Annotated in this window: 15 protein-coding genes and 2 pseudogenes; 6 read left to right on the top strand and 11 right to left on the bottom strand. The window is 70.9% G+C overall.

The genetic code is table 11. From position 1 onward, the window contains the following. Positions 1–15 precede the first annotated feature (15 nt). A pseudogene (locus C6376_RS27050) lies at positions 16–345 on the top strand (DUF4440 domain-containing protein); the annotation flags it as partial. Positions 346–722: 377 nt separating this feature from the next. On the opposite strand, the gene C6376_RS27045 reads toward C6376_RS27050, so the two are convergent. The 6 genes from C6376_RS27045 to C6376_RS27020 form a co-directional block, all read right to left on the bottom strand. Next, positions 723–1,568: an RNA polymerase sigma factor SigF gene (locus C6376_RS27045; RefSeq protein WP_107445822.1), complete on the bottom strand. Its 846-nt coding sequence runs from the start codon at positions 1,566–1,568 to the stop codon at positions 723–725. A 95-nt stretch (positions 1,569–1,663) separates the two neighbouring features. Next, complete coding sequence (locus C6376_RS27040; RefSeq protein WP_107445821.1) at positions 1,664–3,418, bottom strand: thiamine pyrophosphate-dependent enzyme; 1,755 nt, start codon at positions 3,416–3,418, stop codon at positions 1,664–1,666. A 13-nt stretch (positions 3,419–3,431) separates the two neighbouring features. Beyond that, positions 3,432–5,015 carry an FMN-binding glutamate synthase family protein gene (locus C6376_RS27035; RefSeq protein WP_107445820.1) on the bottom strand — a complete coding sequence of 528 codons (1,584 nt, stop codon included), beginning with the start codon at positions 5,013–5,015 and terminating at the stop codon, positions 3,432–3,434. Positions 5,016–5,166: 151 nt separating this feature from the next. After that, entirely contained in the window at positions 5,167–5,370 is a 204-nt protein-coding gene (locus C6376_RS27030) for a cold-shock protein (RefSeq protein ID WP_037751662.1), read from the bottom strand. A gap of 254 nt (positions 5,371–5,624) precedes the next feature. Continuing rightward, positions 5,625–6,434, bottom strand: coding sequence for an IclR family transcriptional regulator C-terminal domain-containing protein (locus C6376_RS27025; protein ID WP_107445819.1), 810 nt, complete (start codon positions 6,432–6,434; stop codon positions 5,625–5,627). A gap of 21 nt (positions 6,435–6,455) precedes the next feature. Then, positions 6,456–7,229 (bottom strand): cyclase family protein, encoded by a 774-nt coding sequence (locus C6376_RS27020; RefSeq protein ID WP_107445818.1) that lies wholly within the window; start codon positions 7,227–7,229, stop codon positions 6,456–6,458. Between the two features lie 787 nt (positions 7,230–8,016). Here C6376_RS27020 and C6376_RS27010 point away from each other — a divergent pair. Next, a complete protein-coding gene (locus C6376_RS27010) occupies positions 8,017–8,781 on the top strand; it encodes an IclR family transcriptional regulator (RefSeq protein WP_254076064.1) in 765 nt (254 codons plus the stop codon). Between the two features lie 415 nt (positions 8,782–9,196). Here the strand turns inward: C6376_RS27010 and C6376_RS27005 are convergent, their stop codons facing one another. From C6376_RS27005 to msrA, 3 genes are all read right to left on the bottom strand, one after another. Then, complete coding sequence (locus C6376_RS27005; RefSeq protein ID WP_254076063.1) at positions 9,197–12,559, bottom strand: discoidin domain-containing protein; 3,363 nt, start codon at positions 12,557–12,559, stop codon at positions 9,197–9,199. Positions 12,560–12,817: 258 nt separating this feature from the next. Next, a complete protein-coding gene (locus C6376_RS27000; RefSeq protein ID WP_107445816.1) occupies positions 12,818–13,306 on the bottom strand; it encodes a TIGR03086 family metal-binding protein in 489 nt (162 codons plus the stop codon). A gap of 264 nt (positions 13,307–13,570) precedes the next feature. After that, entirely contained in the window at positions 13,571–14,083 is a 513-nt protein-coding gene (gene msrA, locus C6376_RS26990) for a peptide-methionine (S)-S-oxide reductase MsrA (protein WP_107445815.1), read from the bottom strand. A 383-nt stretch (positions 14,084–14,466) separates the two neighbouring features. Here msrA and C6376_RS26985 point away from each other — a divergent pair, with 383 nt between their 5' ends. After that, positions 14,467–15,180 carry a hypothetical protein gene (locus C6376_RS26985; protein WP_107445814.1) on the top strand — a complete coding sequence of 238 codons (714 nt, stop codon included), beginning with the start codon at positions 14,467–14,469 and terminating at the stop codon, positions 15,178–15,180. Between the two features lie 27 nt (positions 15,181–15,207). Here the strand turns inward: C6376_RS26985 and C6376_RS26980 are convergent, their stop codons facing one another. Continuing rightward, on the bottom strand, positions 15,208–15,636 hold the full coding sequence (locus C6376_RS26980) for an ATP-binding protein (RefSeq protein WP_173985738.1): 429 nt from the start codon (positions 15,634–15,636) through the stop codon (positions 15,208–15,210). 195 nt (positions 15,637–15,831) lie between these two features. Between C6376_RS26980 and C6376_RS45465 the strand changes: the two are divergent. Beyond that, positions 15,832–15,968 (top strand): annotated as a pseudogene (locus C6376_RS45465) (ABC transporter ATP-binding protein); the annotation flags it as partial. A 17-nt stretch (positions 15,969–15,985) separates the two neighbouring features. On the opposite strand, the gene C6376_RS26970 reads toward C6376_RS45465, so the two are convergent. After that, positions 15,986–16,870 carry a restriction endonuclease gene (locus C6376_RS26970; protein ID WP_107445812.1) on the bottom strand — a complete coding sequence of 295 codons (885 nt, stop codon included), beginning with the start codon at positions 16,868–16,870 and terminating at the stop codon, positions 15,986–15,988. A 222-nt stretch (positions 16,871–17,092) separates the two neighbouring features. Between C6376_RS26970 and C6376_RS26965 the strand changes: the two genes are divergently transcribed. Together C6376_RS26965 and C6376_RS26960 are read left to right on the top strand one after the other, a co-directional pair. Then, positions 17,093–17,443, top strand: coding sequence for a hypothetical protein (locus tag C6376_RS26965; RefSeq protein WP_107445811.1), 351 nt, complete (start codon positions 17,093–17,095; stop codon positions 17,441–17,443). 73 nt (positions 17,444–17,516) lie between these two features. Beyond that, positions 17,517–18,632 (top strand): VanZ family protein, encoded by a 1,116-nt coding sequence (locus C6376_RS26960; RefSeq protein WP_159083257.1) that lies wholly within the window; start codon positions 17,517–17,519, stop codon positions 18,630–18,632.

Genomic DNA, 18,632 nt, shown 5'->3' with positions numbered 1-18,632 from the left:
GAGCAGGGTTCCGCCATGACCGACGACAGCGACCGCGCACGTGCCGTCCAAGCGGCCGTGGACGCCGAACTACGACTGCTCGATCCCGAGGTGCGGGCTTCTTCGGCCCTCGTGTCGGAGCTGCTGGATCCGCAGTTCACCGAGTTCGGCGCTTCGGGACGCCGGTGGGACGCGCACTCCGTTCTCTCGGTCACCAGTGGCGCGACGGTGTCGCCGGAGTACGCGGTGGAGGTCGGCGAGATGGCCGGAGTCGTTCTTGCTCCCGGTGTCGTTCATCTGGCGTACTTCTCCGACAACCAGGGGCGGCGGGCCTGGCGGAGCTCCCTGTGGCGCCTCACCGAGACCGGCTGGCGCATGTACTTCCACCAGGCGACGCCCGTCCCGTCCGAGTCCGGGCAGCACCGCGCCGCGGGCCGGGACAGGTGGGCGGCTGGGGGTACCGGCTCGGCGCGTTGGACGCCGGCGTGCTCGTGCGCGGCGCAGAGCGCCTGGTCGTACGGCTTTCGAAGGGCGGGGAGTCGCCGTGAGCGTGGACGACGCCGAACACGACGCCGCACAGGTGAACTCCTTGCACGCCGGGCAGACCGCCTGAGCGGCCTGCGTCGTCCGCACGAACCTCGGTCGGCCCGGGCTCCCGGCTGCACGCAGGGGTGCGACGCACGCGCCGGGGCGAACGGCCGCGGAGCCCCCGGCGAGCCGTCCCGCCGGGAGCTCCGCGCCGGTCAGGCGGTGCTGAGCATGCCCTCACGCAGGCGGGTCAGGAGACGGGAGATCAGCCGGGAGACGTGCATCTGGGAGACGCCGAGGCGTTCGCCGATCTGGGCCTGGGTGAGTTCCTCGACGAACCGCCAGTGGATGATCCTGCGGTCGCGTTCGTCGAGTTCGGCGATCATCGGTGCGAGCGCGTGGAAGTCCTCGATCAGCCCCAGGGCGGCGTCCTCGTCACCGATGAAGTCCGCCAGCGCCGCCTCACCGTCCTCGCTGCCGTTGATGGCCGCGTCCAGGGAGGCCGACGTGTAGCCGTTGGAGGCCAGTTGGGCCTCGACCACCTCGTTCTCCGGCAGGCTCATCAGCTCGGCGAGCTCCTTGGTGGTGGGCGTACGACCGAGGCGGCTGCGCAGTTCCTCCTTGGCGCGGGCGAGCTGGACACGCGCCTCCTGCAGCCGGCGGGGCACATGCACGGCCCAGGTGGTGTCCCGGAAGAACCGCTTGATCTCCCCCACGATGTACGGCACCGCGAACGAGGTGAACTCGACCTCACGGGTCAGCTCGAACCGGTCGATCGCCTTGATCAGACCGATCATGCCGACCTGGACGATGTCCTCCATCTCCTCCGGCCCCCGACTGCGGAACCGGCCGGCCGCGAACCGCACCAGCGACATGTTCATCTCGATCAGCGTGTTCCGCGCGTACTGGTACTCCGGCGTACCCTCCTCCAGCACCGCGAGCTGGTCGAAGAACAGCTTCGACAACTTCCGCGCGTCCCTCGGCGCGACCTTGGAAGGGTCTGCGATCTCCGGTACGTCCACCGTCTGTCCAGCGGTCTGCACGGTCGTCGTCGCCGGCATGTGCCCTCCCCATCGATCGAGTATCAGGTCGCCGGTCCGTCGTCCGGCACTCACGCGTGTACCCCCGACCTCGACCGGCATTCCTGGAACTTCCGTCAGCTGCCGCCCGGCTCCCCGTGACTTCGTACGACTTCCTTCACCTTGGCGACCGCGAAACCCCAGCCCTGTTCGACCGTCGGCTTGGCGGGCACGGCGATCTCGTCGGGGTTGGTGAGGACGTCCAGCAGGACCGGTCCCGGACTGTGGAAGGCTCGCCGCACGGCGCTGTCCAGGTCGGCCGGGTCGGTCACCCGGACGCCGGTGATGCCCATGGCTTCCGCCACGGCGGCGAAGTCCGGGTTGTCGAGCACCGTGCCGAACTCGGGGAGGCCTGCCTGTTCCTGTTCGAGTTTCACCATGCCCAGCCGGCGGTTGTCGAAGACGACGAGTTTGACGGGAAGGCGATACGTCTTCAGGGTCATCAGATCGCCGAGCAGCATGCTGAGTCCGCCGTCGCCGCAGAACGCCACCACCTGGCGTGCACGGTCCAGGCACTGGGCGCCGAGCGCCTGGGGCATGGCGTTGGCCATCGAGCCGAGGTTGTAGGAGCCGATGAGGCGTCGCCCGCCGCGCATCTCGACGAAGCGCGAAAGCCACACCGTGGCCATGCCGGTGTCGGAGGTGAAGACGGCGTCGTCGGCTGCGATCCGGTCGACCGCGGCGGCCAGCGCCTCGGGGCGGATGTCGTGGGCACGGTTGTCCAGTGCGGACCGGACGCGTCCGATGACACCCTTGTCGTGGGACGGGTCGGCGAGCCGGGCCTGTCCCGTGCGCCACTGGTCGAAGCGCTCGCGTGCCTTCTCCAGATGGGAGCGCCCGCGTGCTCCGTCCGGCCCGGCGGTGAGGTGGTCCAGGAGGTCGCGCACGCCGGCGCCGGTGTCCCCCACGAGTCCGACGTCGACCGGTACGCGGCGTCCGATGTGCGTGGCCTCGGTGTCGATCTGGATGACGGTCCGGTCCTCGGGATACCAGTCCCGGTAGGGGAAGTCCGTGCCGAGCAGCAGGAGGGTGTCCGCGTCCTGGAGGGCCGCTGCGGCGGCGGGGTTGCCGATCAGTCCCGTCTGGCCGACCTGGAAGGGGTTGTCGTCGCCCTCGAAGCCCGCCTTGGCCTTCAGGGTGAGCACCATCGGCGCGGCCAGCCGGTCGGCGAGGGTGAGGACGTCATCGCGGGCGGCCCGGGCGCCCTCACCGACGAGGAGGGTGACTCGTTCGGAGCGGTCGAGGAGTTCGGCGGCACGGCGCACGGCCGCCGCGTCGGGCCGGCTCAGCGGAGCGTTCAGGGAGAAACGGGCCGGCCGGTCGGAGGGCAGTTGCTGCTCGCCCAGGTCGCCCGGCACGGTGAGGACGGCGACGCCCTTGCGGCCGAGTGCGTGGCGCACCGCCGTCTCCAGCATCCGGGGAAGCTGCTCGGGGGAGGTGATGGTCGCGCGGAAGACCGCGACGTCGCTGAAGAGGGCGTCGTTGTCGACTTCCTGGAAGTAGTCGCTGCCGAGTTCGGCGAGCGGCACCTGGCCGGCGATCGCCAGGACCGGCGCGTGGCTCTTCGCCGCGTCGTACAGCCCGTTGAGGAGGTGGACGGAGCCGGGTCCGACCGTACCCATGCACACGCCGAGCGTGCCGGTGAGCTGCGACTGGGCGCTCGCGGCGAACGCCGCCGCCTCCTCGTGGCGGCAGCCTACCCACTCGACGCCGTCAGTGGTGCGGATGGCGTCGGTGAGGGGGTTGAGGGCGTCTCCCACGACGCCGAACACCTGGCGCACGCCGAGTTCGCTCAGCGCGTCGACGATGACACGGGCAACGGTACGGGGCATGGGGGTCTCCGATTCAGACGGTGAAGCGGTCGGGGTCGGCGGCCTGCCAGTCGGCCGCCCAGGAGGCGGGCGGTTCGTCGAGGAGCTGCCCGGGCGCCAGCCACTCGTGCAACTCCTCGTAGGAGCGCTCGGTGCGGGGGTCGACGCGCCGACGCAGCATGTGGGGGCGCAGTTGCGCGGGATCGGTGACACCCATGGACGCCATGATCTGCAGCGCTCCGGCCACGGTCGCCTCCTGGAAGCGCCGTACGCGCGCCGTCTTGTCGGGGACGTCGAGGGCACGGGCACGGCGGGGGTCCTGGGTGGTGACGCCGGTGGGACAGGTGTTGGTGTGGCAGCGCTGGGCCTGGATGCAGCCGACGGCGAACATCATCGCTCGGGCGGCGTTGCCGTAGTCGGCGCCCTGCACCAGGCGTTTGACCAGGTCGGCGCCGGTGGCGATCTTGCCGCCGGCGCCGATCCGCACGTGGTCGCGCAGACCCGCGCCGACGAGGGCGTTGTGCACGGTGAGCAGGCCTTCGGTGAGCGGTGTGCCCAGGTGGTCCGCGAACTCCAGCGGCGCCGCGCCGGTCCCGCCCTCGGCGCCGTCCACCACGATGAAGTCGGGCGCCGTGCCCTCCTCCAGCATGGCCTTGCACACCGCCAGGAACTGCCGGCGCGAGCCCACGCACAGCTTGAAGCCGGCCGGCTTGCCGCCGGACAACTCGCGCATGCGGGCGATGAAGCGCACGAGTTCGCGGGGCGTGGAGAACACCCGGTGGTACGGCGGCGAGACCACGGTCCGCCCTTCGGGCACGTCCCGGACCCGGGCGATCTCGGCGTTCACCTTGGCTCCCGGCAGGACTCCGCCGATGCCGGGCTTCGCGCCCTGCGACAGCTTCAGGGAGACGCACTTGACGTGGTCGTGCGCCGCTTTGTCGGCGAACTCGCCGGCGTCGAAATCGCCCTTCTCGGTTCGGCAGCCGAAGTAGCCGGTGCCGATCTCCCAGACGAGGTCGCCTCCCGGGCGGAGGTGGTGCTCGGAGAGTCCGCCCTCGCCGGTGTCGTGGGCGAAGCCCCCGGCCGCGGCGCCCCCGTTGAGTGCGAGGACCGCGTTCGCGGACAGCGAGCCGAAGCTCATCGCCGAGACGTTCAGCAGTGCCATGTCGTAGGGGCGGCCGCAGTGCGGACCGCCGACCCGCACGCGCGGCGGGGTCTTGGGCACCGGGCACGGAGCCATCGACGGGACCAGGAACTCGTGACCGGGCTGGTACACGTCCCGTTCGGTGCCGAACGGCTCCTCCGCGTCGGTGCCCTTGGCGCGCTCGTAGACGATGCTGCGCACGTCCCGGTCGAAGGGGCGCCCGTCGTAGTTCCGCTCGATGAAGTACTGCTGCAACTCCGGGCGGATGCGCTCCAGGAGGAAGCGGGCGTGGCCGAGGACGGGGTAGTTGCGCAGTACCGAGTGCCGGCGCTGCAGCAGGTCCCAGGCTCCCAGCGCACCCACCAGGGTGAGCGGAAGCGCCGCGAACCACCAGGAGGGCGAGACCCCGACCGCCGCGGCCACGGCCCCGAGGGCGGTCAGCAGGGTCAGAACGACGATTCCCACGCGTATCACACCAGGCGCATTGCCCGGATGTCGCGCGTCATGCTCGACATCCGCACACCGGACGGTGTCCGTGCGGCCGGGACTGGCGGGGAACGGGGGCCGGACATGCGATCAGGTCCCGGAGCGGGAAGCGCTCCGGGACCTGACGGCCGTGCGAGGGTCAGGCGGGAGTGATGTTCTCCGCCTGCGGGCCCTTCTGGCCCTGGGTGATGTCGAAGGTGACCGCCTGGCCTTCCTGGAGCTCACGGAAGCCGGAGGCGTTGATGTTGGAGTAGTGGGCGAAGACGTCCGGTCCGCCGCCGTCCTGGGCGATGAAGCCGAAGCCCTTTTCGGCGTTGAACCACTTCACAGTTCCGCTGGCCATGCTGGTGCCTCCCAGTCAATGTCGGGCACCGCACCGCGCGGCCCCGGAGGTGATCGCCTTGGTCCGGCACTGCACAGCAAAACGCCCGCGCGCAGCGCGGGCAGGTACTGCCAACCACGACATCTGAGAGCGACGCTACACGGTGAGAGTGGCCGCCACCAGAGAGCAACAGCCATGATCCGTCGTCAAGTTCTGCGATTCTTCGACTCCGGACTCCTCGCCGGCCCGGCTCACGGGCCGCGGCGCCCGTGCGCTCACTGCGGTGTGTCCGCACCCGTGACGCATTCGGCGAGTGCCGCGGCGACGGCGGTGAGGTCGGTGCGGATCGTGCGCTCGCGCGGCAGCAGGTCCTGCTGTCTGCCGACGACCGATACGACGGCCCGGATGTGGGCGTTCCCGTCGCGCACGGGTACGGCGTACTCGGTGACGCCGTGTTCGAACTCACCGTGCGCCGCGACGACGCCCCGTCTGCGGTCGCGGTCGTTGGCGGCGGCGACCTCTTCGGCGGAGTGGGCCGCGTTCGGGCCGCCGACGCCGATCAGCTCGTAGTCGTCGAGCAGGGCGGTGATGTCCTCGGCGGTGTGGTCGAGGAGGAGGGCGCGGCCGGCGCCGGTGCACCAGCACGGGGTGACGAGAGCCGATCGGCCCTGCCATTCCTGGTACGCACCGGCGGCGGATTCGGCGCGCAGCAGCCGGACCTGGACGCCGTCGCGGACGGAGAGCCGGGCGCCGGCGCCGTGCTCGACGGCGAGTCGGCGCAGGAGGGGGCGGCTGCGGCGGAGCAGGCCGGGGTGCAGGGACGCGGCGGTGGCGAAGAAGGCGTCCGCGGCGCGCAGGGTCGAGTCGTCGAGGCGTGCGAGGAAGCCCTTGTCGCACAGATCCTGTGTGGTGCGTGAGGCCTTGCTGCGCTCGACGCCGACCTCGTCGGCGAGCCTGCTGACGCTGAAGCCGGTACGGCCGGACGCTTCGCGGTCCAGCACGGTGTTGACCATGCGCAGGGCCATCCGCAGCGAGGCGGCCGTTCCCGGGACCTGCTGTCGGGGTGCGGGGCCGTTCGTCGTCACCTTCGCACCCTACAACCGCTCTCAGCCTTCGTGGTGCAGCGCGAAGACCCTGGCCGGGAAGCCCGAACCGCCCTGCGGCTTGGGCCAGGTGGCGACGATCAGCGCGCCCGCCTCCGGCACCCGGTCGAGGTGGGCCATCAGCTCGATCTGCCACCGGTCCCGTTGCAGGACGTACCGCTCCAGGCCGAAGTCGCCGGCGGAGGTGGCCAGTCCGGGGTCGGTGTCGGTCTGCTCGTGCCCGATCGCGGTGACGCCGGCCTCCTCGAAGAGGTACGTCAGGACCTCGGCGGACCAGCCCGGGCAGTGGCTGACGCCTGCCTCGTCCTTGTTGGCCATGGCGGCCGGGTCCGGCCAGCGGCGGCCCCAGCCGGTGCGCAGCGCGACGAACGCCCCTTCCGGGACGCGGCCGTGACGGGCCTCCCAGGCGGCCACGTCGTCCAGGGTCGGTACGGCGTCCGGGTCCGTCGAGACGCGCTCGGTGATGTCGAGGACGACGAGCGGCAGGATCATCTCGTCGACGGGGATCTCGTCCAGGGTCCGCGCGCCGGCCACGAAGTGCACGGGCGGGTCGACGTGGGTGCCCCACTGTCCGACGATCGTGTACCGGTGCACGGTGAAGCCGTCACCGCGGGACATGTCGAAGGGCATCTCGCGCTGCTCGTCCGGGAAGGCGGGGAAGTGCGGCTGACCGGGGTGGAAGGCATGGGTGAGGTCGGTGCGGACCGTTTTGCCGATCAGTTCCCGGTGCAGGGCCCACAGCGGCGGTTCGACGGCGGCGTCCGTGTTCTGCGTCATGTGTGTCCGTCCTCTTGCTCGGCGATGTTCGACGGTCCGGCCGGCTCGACCGGCCCCCGCGGCTCGGCGGGTCCCACCGACCGGGTGACACCGCATGCCGGGGCGGTGACGATGGCGGTGGCGGTGACGGGTCAGGCGCGGGAGACGAGGTCCAGCGGGCGGAGAGCTCGATCACCGGGATCTCCCAGGGGTGGGCGTCGGTGAGGCGGGCGAGGACGCGCGCCAGGTCGTCGTCGGTCGTCGCGGCGTCGACGTAGGTGGTGACGGCGAGCGTCGGCGACAGGAAGCGGCCGCCGACCGAGCCGAGCGCGGGGCGGGCGCCGGGCCGGACGGTGAAACCCTCGGCGCCGAACGCCACCTCGAAGACGTCGCCATAGGCGCCGAAGTCCCCGAGTTCGGGCGAGGTCTCCAGGATCCGCAGCAGCGCCGCGAAGGACTCGTCGGCCCGCAGCGTCCCGAGGTCGCCCTCCGCGCAGGCGGTCAGAGTCTCCGTCGCGACCGGCCAGTACACCTTGATCGTCCGTACCGTCCGGCGTCGGACCGACGTCCGGGCGGCCTCCCGGTCCGGTCCGGCGCTGTGCGCGGTGATCGTCGTCGTGGCCACGAACGTCCTCCCTCGGCTTCTGCGGCGGCTGACACCAGGATAGTAGGCGTGCATTAATTGCATGACAAGATGCAAATATCGCACAGCATACGATCGGCTGGGGGCGGCGGTACAGTGCGGACCGAAGATCACGGGCAGGACAGCCCCGCGCGGGCATGCGTCGGCAGGGCGGAGGAGGAGCACGTGGACTCGAGCGTGACGAAGGGGCTGGACGCCCTGTCCGCGCTGGCCCGCGCCACGGCCGACGGACGGCGGCACGGCCCCGCCGTGACCGTCTCGGAGCTGGCCCGCCGGATGGACCGCGACCGCAGCCAGCTGTCGCGCATGCTCACCGCCATGACCGCGGAGGAGTTCGCCGTCCGCGACGACGTCTCGGGCGGCGTCGCACCGCATTGGCGGCTCTACGCGACGGCGCGCGACCTCACGGCCCGCCGCCTGCGCACGGACGGCCTCACCGCCCTGGAGGGCATGGCCGCCGAGACCGGCGAGAGCTGCTACCTCGGCGTCCTGGTCGGCGACACCACCGTCACCATCGCCGAGCGGGTGCCGCCCGGCAGCCGGCAGCTCGGCTCGTGGATCGGCCGCCCCTTCCCTGCCTATTGCAGCGACTGCGGCCAGGCCCTGCTGAGCGACGCCGACGACGAGGAGGTGGCCGCGGTCTTCGCCCGCACGGAGTTCGTCCGCCACGGCCCCAACACGCCGACCGGCCTGGACGACTTCCTGGGCAGGCTGGAGACGACGCGCAGACGCGGCTACTCCATCGTCGACGAGGAGGCCGAACCGCTCCTCTACTCCGTCGCCGCACCGGTCCGCGACTTCAGCGACGAGGTCGTCGCCGCCGTCCAGGTCGTCGGACCGCGACGACGCCTTCAGCCGAGGACCGACGAGTGCGCGACGGCGGCCCTGCGCTGGGCCGGCCACCTGGAGACGGCCCTGCGCGGGGCCTGAACGCACCCCCGCCGACGACGTACGTCCCGCACGTGGGCTCCCGCTCGCTCCCGCTCGACCAGGGAGCGCACGCCTGTGCCCGCCGCGTCCGCTGCAGGAGGTGCTCGCCGACGGCCGGCCGCTGACGCCGCAGGCCGGCATCGCCTCGATGAGCCGCTACGCGACCGAGTCCGCCACCGACCTCGCCCGAAGCCGACGGGACGGCACGGCCGGTCGCCCTCCTTTCGACCGGCGGGGCCGTGGCGCTCCCGCTCGCCGGCCCGGGCACAGGCCTCGCCGAGGTGGCGGATGCACCAGGTCGGGCTCGGGCGCCGACCGAGGGGTGCTCCGCATAGAGGTTCGCTGTTCGCAAGGACTGCCCGCCCCGGCGCGTGGGTGTGTGCCGGGGCGGGCGGGCCACTGTGGCTGCGGCGTGCTACTTGATGCCGATCTCGGCCAGTTGCAGGCGGAACCTGGTGCTCTCGTCGGAGGCGGCAGCGCCGAGTCTGGTTGCCGTCAGGCGCAGGTAGCGGCCGGTGGTGGAGGTGAGGGTGTAGGTCTGGGCGGCTCCACTCGGGTTGGCCTGGCCGGTGACGGTACGAGCCGTGGTGTAGGTGCTGGATCCGTCGGCCCGGGTCTGGATCGTGAAGTCCACGGGGAAGCCCGCGGTCCCTCCCCCGGCGGCCGGGGTGTCGGTGCGGGGGTGAAGGGTGACGGAGCCGATGGACCGGTCGGCGCCGAGGTCGACCTCGATCCATACGGGTGTGTCGCCGACGTCGGCGGAGGGGAAGTCGATGCTGGTGAAGCCCTTGGCGCCGGTGACGCTGGTGGTGGTGCCCTCCAGGATCCGGGTCTTGCCCCAGTCGCTGTTCTCCAGCGTGCAGTTGGCCGTGACCGTGGTCGCGGCGGTGGGGACGGTGAGTTCGGCGAGCTGCAGGCGGAACTTGGTGGATTCGTCGGAGGCGGCGGCTCCGAGCTTGGTGGCCTGCAGGCGGACATAACGGGCGGTGGCGGGCTTGAGACCGTACGTCTGCACCAGCCCCTGTGGGTTGGCCTGGCCGGTGACGGTACGAGCCGTGGTGTAGGTGCTGGATCCGTCGGCCCGGGTCTGGATCGTGAAGTCCACGGGGAAGCCCGCGGTCCCTCCCCCGGCGGCCGGGGTGTCGGTGCGGGGGAAGAGGCGTACGGCGTCGAGGTCGGTGTCGGCGCCGAGGTCGACCTCCACCCAGACGGGGTTCGCGCTGACGTCGGCGGAGGTGAACTCGTTGCTGGTGTATCCCCTGGCGCCGCTCACGCTGGTGAGCTTGCCGTCGGTGAGCCGGTTCATGCCCCAGTTACTGTTCTCCAGGCTGTTGTTGCTGGTGACCGGCCGGTTCAGGGCGAGGTTGTCGAGGCGGCCGGTGCCTGTGGCCGTGAACGTCCAACTGCCCGGCTGGGCCTTGAAGTACACATACGAGGAGTCCTTGCCGTCGTAGCTCAGACCGCTGACGCTGCCGGTGGAGGAGCCGCCGGTGAAGACGGTGGTGCCGTTGGCCTTGATGACGGGCTGGGAGCCGCCGTAGGTGGGCACGCCCACTCGGGCGGTCGTCCCGCTCGGCGAGGTGAGCGTGAGGGTCGCCTGGGTTCCGTCGCGGGTGATGCCGAAGCGGATGTCACCCTCGACGGTCGGCGTCACCGTATTGATCTTCGTGAGGGTGCCGGTCTGAGGGATCACCTCGTACGTCTCCCAGCCCGCCGTGGTGGGGCGCACACCCGCGGCGTAGGCGGACAGCGCGTACAGCGGGCCGCCGTTCCAGGCATGGTTGTCGGTGCCTTGCGACTTGACCCACACCTCCCACAGGGTGTGGCAGGCGGGGTCGGCGACCTGGGCGGCGAAGCGGTTGCGCATCCGCTCCTCGGCGACGGTGGCCGCACCCATCAGGTACAGCGCCTCCAGGACGTAGAACTCCATGTAGGGGCTGGCGTTGAGATGGGTGCGCAGCACGTTGGTGATCGCCGGGTAGTGGCTGGGGGCGGCCAGGCCCGCGACGACGGCGAGAGCGTTGCTCCGGTCGTCGGTGTCGCCGGTGTAGCCGGGCGAGCGGTACTCGTTCTTCGTGGAGTTCCACAGCAGCGTGTCGAAGTTGGCCTTGATGCCGGCGCGCTGGGCCTGCCATCCGGCGACGTCGCCGGTGTTGCCGCTGAGGGCCGCCAGCTTGGCGGCGGTGTCCAGGGCAAGGTAGTACCAGCAGTTGTTCAGGACGCGGGTGTCGATGTTGCTGCCCCAGTCCTGCCAGTCCCAGTCCCCGGCGCGGTGGGCCACCAGGCCGTCGCTGCCCAGGCCCCACAGGTCCAGGTACTTCTTCACCGCCGGGTAGGCGCCGGTGACCGTGCTCGTGTCGCCGGTGTAGAGGTGGAACGTCCAGAAGGACCACACCGAGGCGAGCATCTGGTTGGGCAGCTCGGAGGTCCAGATGGTCGAGGGCATCGGGGAGTAGAGCGCCCCGGTGTCCTTCTGCCAGGAGGCCAGCTGGGAGATGGCCTTCTTGCCGAGGGCGTGGGACCTGGCGTCGAAGGTGTAGAAGCCCTCCTTCAGCTGGTTGACCACGTCGCCCCACCACTGGGCGCGTTCACGGGTCGGGCAGTCCATGTAGTTGTCCCGCATGTTGACGTACATGGTGCGGGCGGCCTTGGTCCACACGGTGTCGAAGAAGGCGTCACTGCTGGTGAACGACCCGTCGAAGTCGGTGTCGTAGCCGGACTCCCGGTACTTGAGATCCACGATGGTCACGCCCGCCGGGATGGTGTACCGCACGGCCGTACCGCTCATCCATGACAGCGCCTCGAACTCCTGGACCCCGCCGGTGCAGACGTAGGTGGCGCGGACGTTGAAAATGGTCTTCTGGTCGATGCCGACCAGTCCCTTGCCGTCGTCGTAGTGGTCGGTCTGGACACCGATCACGGTGCCGGCCGGGGCGTCGACCTTCAGGTACGGCGTGACCTGGATGTTGGAGGGCAGGGTGGCCGAGATGGCGGTGGAGCCCTGACCGGCGCTCGGGAGCGAGGCGGCGTTGGTGTAGGACGTCAGGCCGGAGTAGCGGAACTGCGGGATCGGCCGCTCGACGAGGCCGTTCCATGGAGCGACGCCCACGGCGCCGAAGTCGGTGGGCGCGCTCCAGCCGCTGTCGTCGAAGCCGGAGGACTGCCAGTCGGCCATGGCGGCGGCGTTGCGGGCGTCGTAGTAGACGTTCGATTCCGGCAGCCGGAAGTTGACCTGGGTGCCGCTGGTGTTGTTCGAGTAGCCCGGGTGGACCTTGTGCTTCCAGTCGGTGTTGCTGACCAGCCGGGTGGTGGTGGAGCCGGTCGTGATCTCGGACTGGAACAGCAGGCCGCCCTTGCCGCTGCTGCTGTGCGAGAAGCCCTCCTTGCCGAAGTACCGCACCAGCAGTGCCACCGTGTTGGTGCCGTTGGTCAGGTACGGGGCAAGGTCGATCTCGTCGTAGTAGGTGTCGGTACGGTTCGGGCCGCGCTTGAGTCCGCCCTCGAAGACCACGAGTGTGCCGTTGACCCATAGCCAGTACTTGGAGTCGGCCGCGATCTGGGTGATGGCCGTCGAGGGCGCGGAGCCCAGGGTGAACGATCTGCGGAAAGCCACCCACTGGTTCGTCGTGCTGGACGGAGCCCAGATCCACTTCGCGGTCCACGAGACCGCCGCGGACGCCGTCGGCGCGAGCCCGGGCAGCATCACGGAACCCAGAGTGGGGGCCAGGGCCACAGCTATGGCCGAGCGCAGAATGTTGCGGCGCGTCACATCGTGCATCGCGGGCTCCTAGGAGATGTACGGAGAGCGGAGAGGGCGGCAGAGCGCGTCGGCAACCCGGGGGCGAGACGGAGCGGAATTGTTGCTTCCAGGATTTTGAAACGTTTCAATCCTGTGTTTGCAGGCGTGATCTTGGCCCCGGCGCAGGCGTCGTGTCAATGGCCGTGCAACAGGAACTTGCGGGAGCGGCCCGAGTGACGTCGGGAGGTCTGTGCAGTTCAAGGGGATGGAGCTCGGAGGGCTCCACGCGGCGAGCGGTCAGGTGCGGGGGTTCGGGTCACGGCCGAGCAGAGCGAGCAACCGTTCGCCCGGCGGGGCGTCGTCAGGGACGGCGATCCGTCGGCGGGCGGCACCGGCCCCGCGGCCCTCGTCGGGGACCAGGGAAGCGGCGCGCAGCGCGGCGGTGGTGAGTTCGTCGGCGGGCTCCCATGGGGCGCCGATCGTCACCGCGACGTCCCAGGCGTGCGCCACGTAGTCGAGCAGGTGGAAACCGATCGCTTTCCGTCCGGGGACAGCGAAGCCCTCGCCCACCTCCGGCAGCGCGAACCGCCGCTCCAGCACCTCGTCTTCAGCGAACGCCGCGGTGACCTCGCTCACTGACGCTGACGCCTCATACGCTCTGGCCGGGTCATCGCCGAGGTCGCCACCGCGCCACACGGCCCACGGCTCACCCGCACCGCGGGCGGAGGCGGCGAACCCCTCGTTCTGGCTGACCAGATGGCGAACCAGCCCGTACAGGATCAACACCGTCGGCGTCGCCTACGAACGGCTCGTCGCCGAGGGCTACGGGGAAGGAGGGGTCGGTTCCGGCACCTCTGTGCGTATGACGGGCCTGTCCGCGCGCGGGGCCTCGACTGCCACCGACACCACCGGCTCCGGGCTGCGTCCGCGCGCCCTGTGGGCGGGCCTGTCCACGCCGGCGAAGCGCAGCGCTGACGCGGACCGGGCCGACCCGGACGGTCCCGGGCGGCCCCGGACCGGAGGGGAGCTCTGCGCCTGTCGCGCGGTGGGTCAGGCGTCCGAGCGGGCGGGAAGCCGCCAGCCCGGGCGCGGGAAGTGGCAGGTGTAGCCGTCGGGGTAGCGCTCCAGGTAGTCCTGGTGCTCGGGCTCGGCCTCCCAGAAGGGCCCGACGGGCTCCACCTCGGTGACGACCTTGCCCGGCCACAGTCCGGAGGCGTCCACATCGGCGATGGTGTCCTCGGCGATCCGCTTCTGCTCGTCGTCCACGTAGTAGATCGCCGAGCGGTAGCTGAGCCCGATGTCGTTGCCCTGACGGTTCCTGGTGCTCGGGTCGTGGATCTGGAAGAAGAGCTCCAGCACGGTCCGGAAGTCGGTTTTTTCGGGGTCGAAGAGGATCTCGATGGCCTCCGCGTGGGTGCCGTGGTTGCGGTAGGTCGCGTGCGGCACATCACCCCCGGTGTAGCCGACCCGGGTCGCGGTCACGCCCGGGAGCCGACGGATCAAGTCCTGCATTCCCCAGAAGCATCCGCCCGCCAGCACGGCCCTCTGCGTCTGCGCTGCCATGTCGGTTCCCTCTCCTCTCCGCCTCGGCCGCTCGCGCTGCGCGCTCGCACACCGTCGGCGTCCCACCTTGGTGGATAGGACAGCACGTGAGAGGCCCGGATAATTCCACGCCCTCGCCATCCGCCCGCCGAGAAGGCCCCGCTCCCCGGCCGCTCCGCCGCTTCCCCAAGACACGGCAAAACCGTCGAGGAGATCGATGCTTTGACCTTGCCTTGAGTATCCGGTGATCATTCTGTGGCCGGCACCCGCCTAAGGTCACTCCGGGCTCGGCAACCTCGCGGCCCCGCCGACCAGGCCGTAGGCACCTCCGCGCTTCCCGCGCACCCGGTCCCGCTCCCCCACCCAGGTCCGGCGCACCATGCATGTCACTCTCGAGGATTTCGATGCGTCTCCCGTCCCATGCCGCCAAGGTGCTCGCCGTCGCGGCGCTCCCGCTGGTCCTGGCTGCCTGTTCCTCCGCCACGTCCGCGGACTCCGCAGACAGTCCGGCCGCGTCCACCACGCCGTCGAAAGCCGCCGACCCCAACGCCGGTCTGCTGACGGGGACACAGCTGAAGAAGGCGCTGGCGCCCGCCTCGTACTTCCCCGCCGGCTTCGCCGCCGACGTGAGTCTCGCCCGCGACACCGGCGACACCTACCAGGCGCCGGCCACGAAGAGCGCCGCCAAGCCGCACTGCGCCGACCTCGCGGCCACCAGCTGGATCAGCCTCACCGGCGTCGAGGGCGTGTCGTTCGCGCAGAACTCCTACATCAACAAGAACACGTCCGCCGAACTCGACCAGGAGATCGACGTCTACCGCGGCACCACGGGTGCGGACGTGCTCAAGGACCTGGCAGCCGTCGTCACCGCCTGCCCGAGCTACACGGACTCCGACACCCACAGCAAGGTGAAGGTCACCGGCGCCGCCACGGCCGGACTCGGGGACGAGGCGTACACCATCACCCTCACCAGCAGCGCCTGGGAGACCGGCACCACGTTGATCGCCTCCCGCTCCGGCACGGCCGTCGTCAGCGTGCTGTCCACGGACGGCGCGGACAACGGCGCCGCGAGCGCGAAGAAGCTCGCGCAACACGTGCTGGCCGCACTGAAGGCTTAGGACATGTCCCCGTGAACCGCCGCTCCGCTAGGGCCTGTGGCGGGCGGCGGTGGCGTCACCGGGTGGGTCGGCGAGGGCGATACGGGCCGTGATGCGCTTGCCGACCGGCTCCCGCTCGACGAAGAGGTCCGCGGTGACGGCCTTGACGATCTCCAGGCCGTGCTGGCCGATCCTGTCCGGGTCGGCGGGCCGGGCCATGGGAACGGTGGGGTCGTTGTCCCACACCGCGACGTCCACGCTGTCGGCGGTGAGACGCAGCTCCATCAGAACGGGGCCGGGGGCGTACTTGCGGGCGTTGGTGACCAGTTCGCTGACCACCAGCTGGATGATGTCCCTCACCCGGTCGGGTACGCGCAGACGATGGTCGACGCGGGCTCGGTCGAGGAACGCGAGGGCATGGTGGCGGGCGTCGGCGATGCAGCCGTCGGCACCGCCCATCGCGTAGGCGGTGCGCATGAGGTGCTGTCGCGGCCCGGTACAGCCGTCTCCGTCGGCATGCGATTCCACTCGTCTCGCCCTCACTCCCCCGTTCACGTGCGCCGGTACCCGCGATGCCGCTCGGCATGCCTGCCACAGGAGTGTCGTCCGACACACCGGGCCGAGGCGGCCTCGGCGGGCCCGGGCGGCGGAACGCGGTTCCCGGACGCGCGAGTGTGCGACGAGCCGGTCAACGGCATGGATCCGGAAGGCGTGCTCTGGGTACGACGGCTCTTCCGTCGTCTGGCCGCGGAGGGCCGCACGGTGTTTTCCTGTCCAGTCATCTGATGTCCGAGATGGAGAACACGGCCCACCCGGGCGGGCCGGCCTACCACTCGCTCGGTGTCTCCTGGCCGGCCGGGAACTCGTGCTCCCACGGTCGGGGTCCCACGCCGTCCTGCCAGTGCTGGAGTTCTCGGCCGTCCATGCAGACGATGCCGCACTGGTCGGCGTACTCGAGCGCGGGAGCGGTGAAGTCGCCGGTGGTGACGACGACGGCGACATCGGCCCCGTGAACGGTGTAACACGTGCCGCCGAACCGCTGCAGGTCCTGGGAACCGACTCGGTTGGTGTCGCGGTAGCGCTTGCACTGGATGACGACCAGGCGTCCGTCCGGCGTCCTCGCCACGACGTCCGCGCCCAGGTCACCGGCCCCGCCCACGACGTCGACGTCCCGGCAGCCGTCGCGTCGGCACAGGTCGGCTATCGCCTGTTCGAACTCGTCGGGGTCCAGGGCCTCGTAAGCGATCTCCTCGGTGTCGACGGCGACCTGGTCCACGAGGTCTGCGGGATCTACAGGGTCTACGGGATCGACGAGGAGGAGGGTCCGTTGGGTGCCGTCGCGACCGGCGGAGGGCTCGGCCGCACAGCCGGGCGCTGGTGCGGTGCCGGCCGACGGGGCGGGGGACGGGGCGTCGAGGACGTCGACCGCCGTCATCGTGGCCTCGTCCAGGGCTGCCGCGGCGCGGCGCGCGAGCCTCGCCGCCGATACCCTGCGCCCTCGACGGCAACCCGCCACGACGGCGCCGGCTGTCACCAGCGCGAGCGCGAGGGCCCAGGCGGGACGGCGTTCGGCAGCGGCCGCAGCCGTGCGGGCGACCGTGCCCGCCAGGGTCAGCAGCACGGCCAGAAGGACGAAGTACAGTGCCGTCGCCCGGAGTTCGAACCGGCGGGGATGGCGCACGGGACGCGGCGCACGTACGGGAACGGCCATGGTGATGCTTCCTCCCCGAGGACGTCAATGAAGATCGAGACCCGTCTTCCCAGGTACGGACGGTTTACGGATGCTCCTGCCGGGCGTCTGCCACACCTGCCTGCAGTGCCGTGATGCGGTGAGTGCGGTGAGTCCAGTGAAATCCGGTGCGTGCACATGCCGTCGTGGCCGGCCACGCGGTAATCCGTCTCGCCGAACCGCGTTCACTCGTAGGCTGCGACCATGCAGCAATCCGAGATCATGCAGCGCGTCGTCGGCATCCTCACCGAAGCGATCGAGATGCGGCGACAGGCCCGCGAGAACCCGGACGCCAAGGCGGCACTGACGGGCTCCGTCTCCGCGCTCCTCGCGGAGACCCTGCCCGAGATCAAGCTGCCCGCCGACGCCACCCCCCAGGAGACCACGGCCATCATCACGGAGACGCTGGGGCCGGCCATCGTCACTCTCTCCACCTGCTTCTCCTACGCCTTCGTGCACCTGGCCGAGGTCCACGACGAGGGGAACACCGACACCTCGACCGCCGACGTCCTGCGGTCGCTGTCCCTCCAGTTCGCACGGCGGAACGGCGCCTGAACCCGACGCCGTGCAGGCTGTACCCGGGGCGCATGTTCGGCGCCCCGGGCGTCCCCGTCCGGAGAGTCCTCTCGTGATCGAAGCGTCCGTCGCGGCCGTACCCGGGCTGCTCGTCACCTTCCTGGTGCTCGCCGCCGTCGTGGCGGTTCCCACCGCACTGGTGGCGAAGGCCCTCGGCAGGCCCTGGCCGCTGCGCACGGCGCTGGCAGTCCAACTGGCCGGCGTCCTGGCGGTGACACTGCTCCCCGGTGACGCCGGTCTCCAGGGGTGGCAGTGCGACACGGGAGCGCCCTCGCACCTGTTCACGTCGGCGGGGTACCTGCTGAACATCGCCCTTTTCGCACCGGCCGGATTCCTGGCCGTCCAGTTGTTCCGGCGGCCCGTCACGGTGGCTGCCGCGGGCGCCGTCCTGAGTGCGGCGATCGAACTGGCCCAGTCGGCCGCGCCGTTGGGCCGGTCGTGCAGCGTGACCGATCTCGCGGCGAACGCGACGGGGGCCGTGGCCGGCTCCCTGGCCGGGACGCTGTGGCTCTGGCTGCGACACACTCCCCCGCGCCGACCGCTGCGCGATCTCCTGGGAGGCGTCGCCCTCGCCGCGGTCGGCGCCACGGCGGTGACGGCGGTCTTCCACAGCCGTGTCACCGGAGTGGACGTCGTGGCCCTCGACGAACAGAGACGCGACCTCGTCGAGTCCTCCGTCGAGGCCAGCGAGTGGCTCACCGCCGCGGCCGAGGGCATCTACGGCAGCGGCACCGAGGTCACCGGGTCGGCCACGGAGAAGAACGGTGACCGGATGAAGATCACCGTGGACACGAACCGCGGCAGCGTCTCGGGCTGGTGGCCCGACAAGGAACTGGTCAGCGCCTCGTCGTCGAACCGGGGTGGTGGAGCCGGCTCCCTCAGCGAGGAGCAGGTCGCGGATGCGGCCGACACGTTCGCGCGTCGGTGGGTTCCGCAGTACGCCGCAGGACGCGAGCCCACGATCCGGTCCGTCCAGGACGGCCCCACCCGGACCTACCGGGTGACCTACCGGCCCCCTCCGACGGGTGGGACGACGCGCATGCGCCTCGCCCTCACCGTCGACGTCACCGCCGGTGACGGCCCCCGTACCGGCACCGGCACCAGCACCAGGGTCACCGGGTTCTCCGTCGGCAGGGCCGGCGAGCCCGTCCCGTCGGGCCGGCCCTGA

It is taken from the genome of Streptomyces sp. P3, assembly GCF_003032475.1.
GTDB lineage: Bacteria > Actinomycetota > Actinomycetes > Streptomycetales > Streptomycetaceae > Streptomyces.
The sequence above is the reverse complement of the archived record's forward strand: the minus strand, read 5'-3'. Positions and strand labels throughout refer to the sequence as shown.

Coding starts and splice junctions, on each gene's coding strand:
- C6376_RS26970 (WP_107445812.1), bottom strand. CDS start 16,870: ATGGCCGTTCCCGTACGTGCGCCGCGTCCCGTGCGCCATCCCCGCCGG.
- msrA (WP_107445815.1), bottom strand. CDS start 14,083: ATGGCAGCGCAGACGCAGAGGGCCGTGCTGGCGGGCGGATGCTTCTGG.
- C6376_RS27045 (WP_107445822.1), bottom strand. CDS start 1,568: ATGCCGGCGACGACGACCGTGCAGACCGCTGGACAGACGGTGGACGTA.
- C6376_RS27030 (WP_037751662.1), bottom strand. CDS start 5,370: ATGGCCAGCGGAACTGTGAAGTGGTTCAACGCCGAAAAGGGCTTCGGC.
- C6376_RS26965 (WP_107445811.1), top strand. CDS start 17,093: ATGCAGCAATCCGAGATCATGCAGCGCGTCGTCGGCATCCTCACCGAA.
- C6376_RS26980 (WP_173985738.1), bottom strand. CDS start 15,636: ATGCGCACCGCCTACGCGATGGGCGGTGCCGACGGCTGCATCGCCGAC.
- C6376_RS27005 (WP_254076063.1), bottom strand. CDS start 12,559: ATGCACGATGTGACGCGCCGCAACATTCTGCGCTCGGCCATAGCTGTG.
- C6376_RS27040 (WP_107445821.1), bottom strand. CDS start 3,418: ATGCCCCGTACCGTTGCCCGTGTCATCGTCGACGCGCTGAGCGAACTC.
- C6376_RS26985 (WP_107445814.1), top strand. CDS start 14,467: ATGCGTCTCCCGTCCCATGCCGCCAAGGTGCTCGCCGTCGCGGCGCTC.
- C6376_RS27020 (WP_107445818.1), bottom strand. CDS start 7,229: ATGACGCAGAACACGGACGCCGCCGTCGAACCGCCGCTGTGGGCCCTG.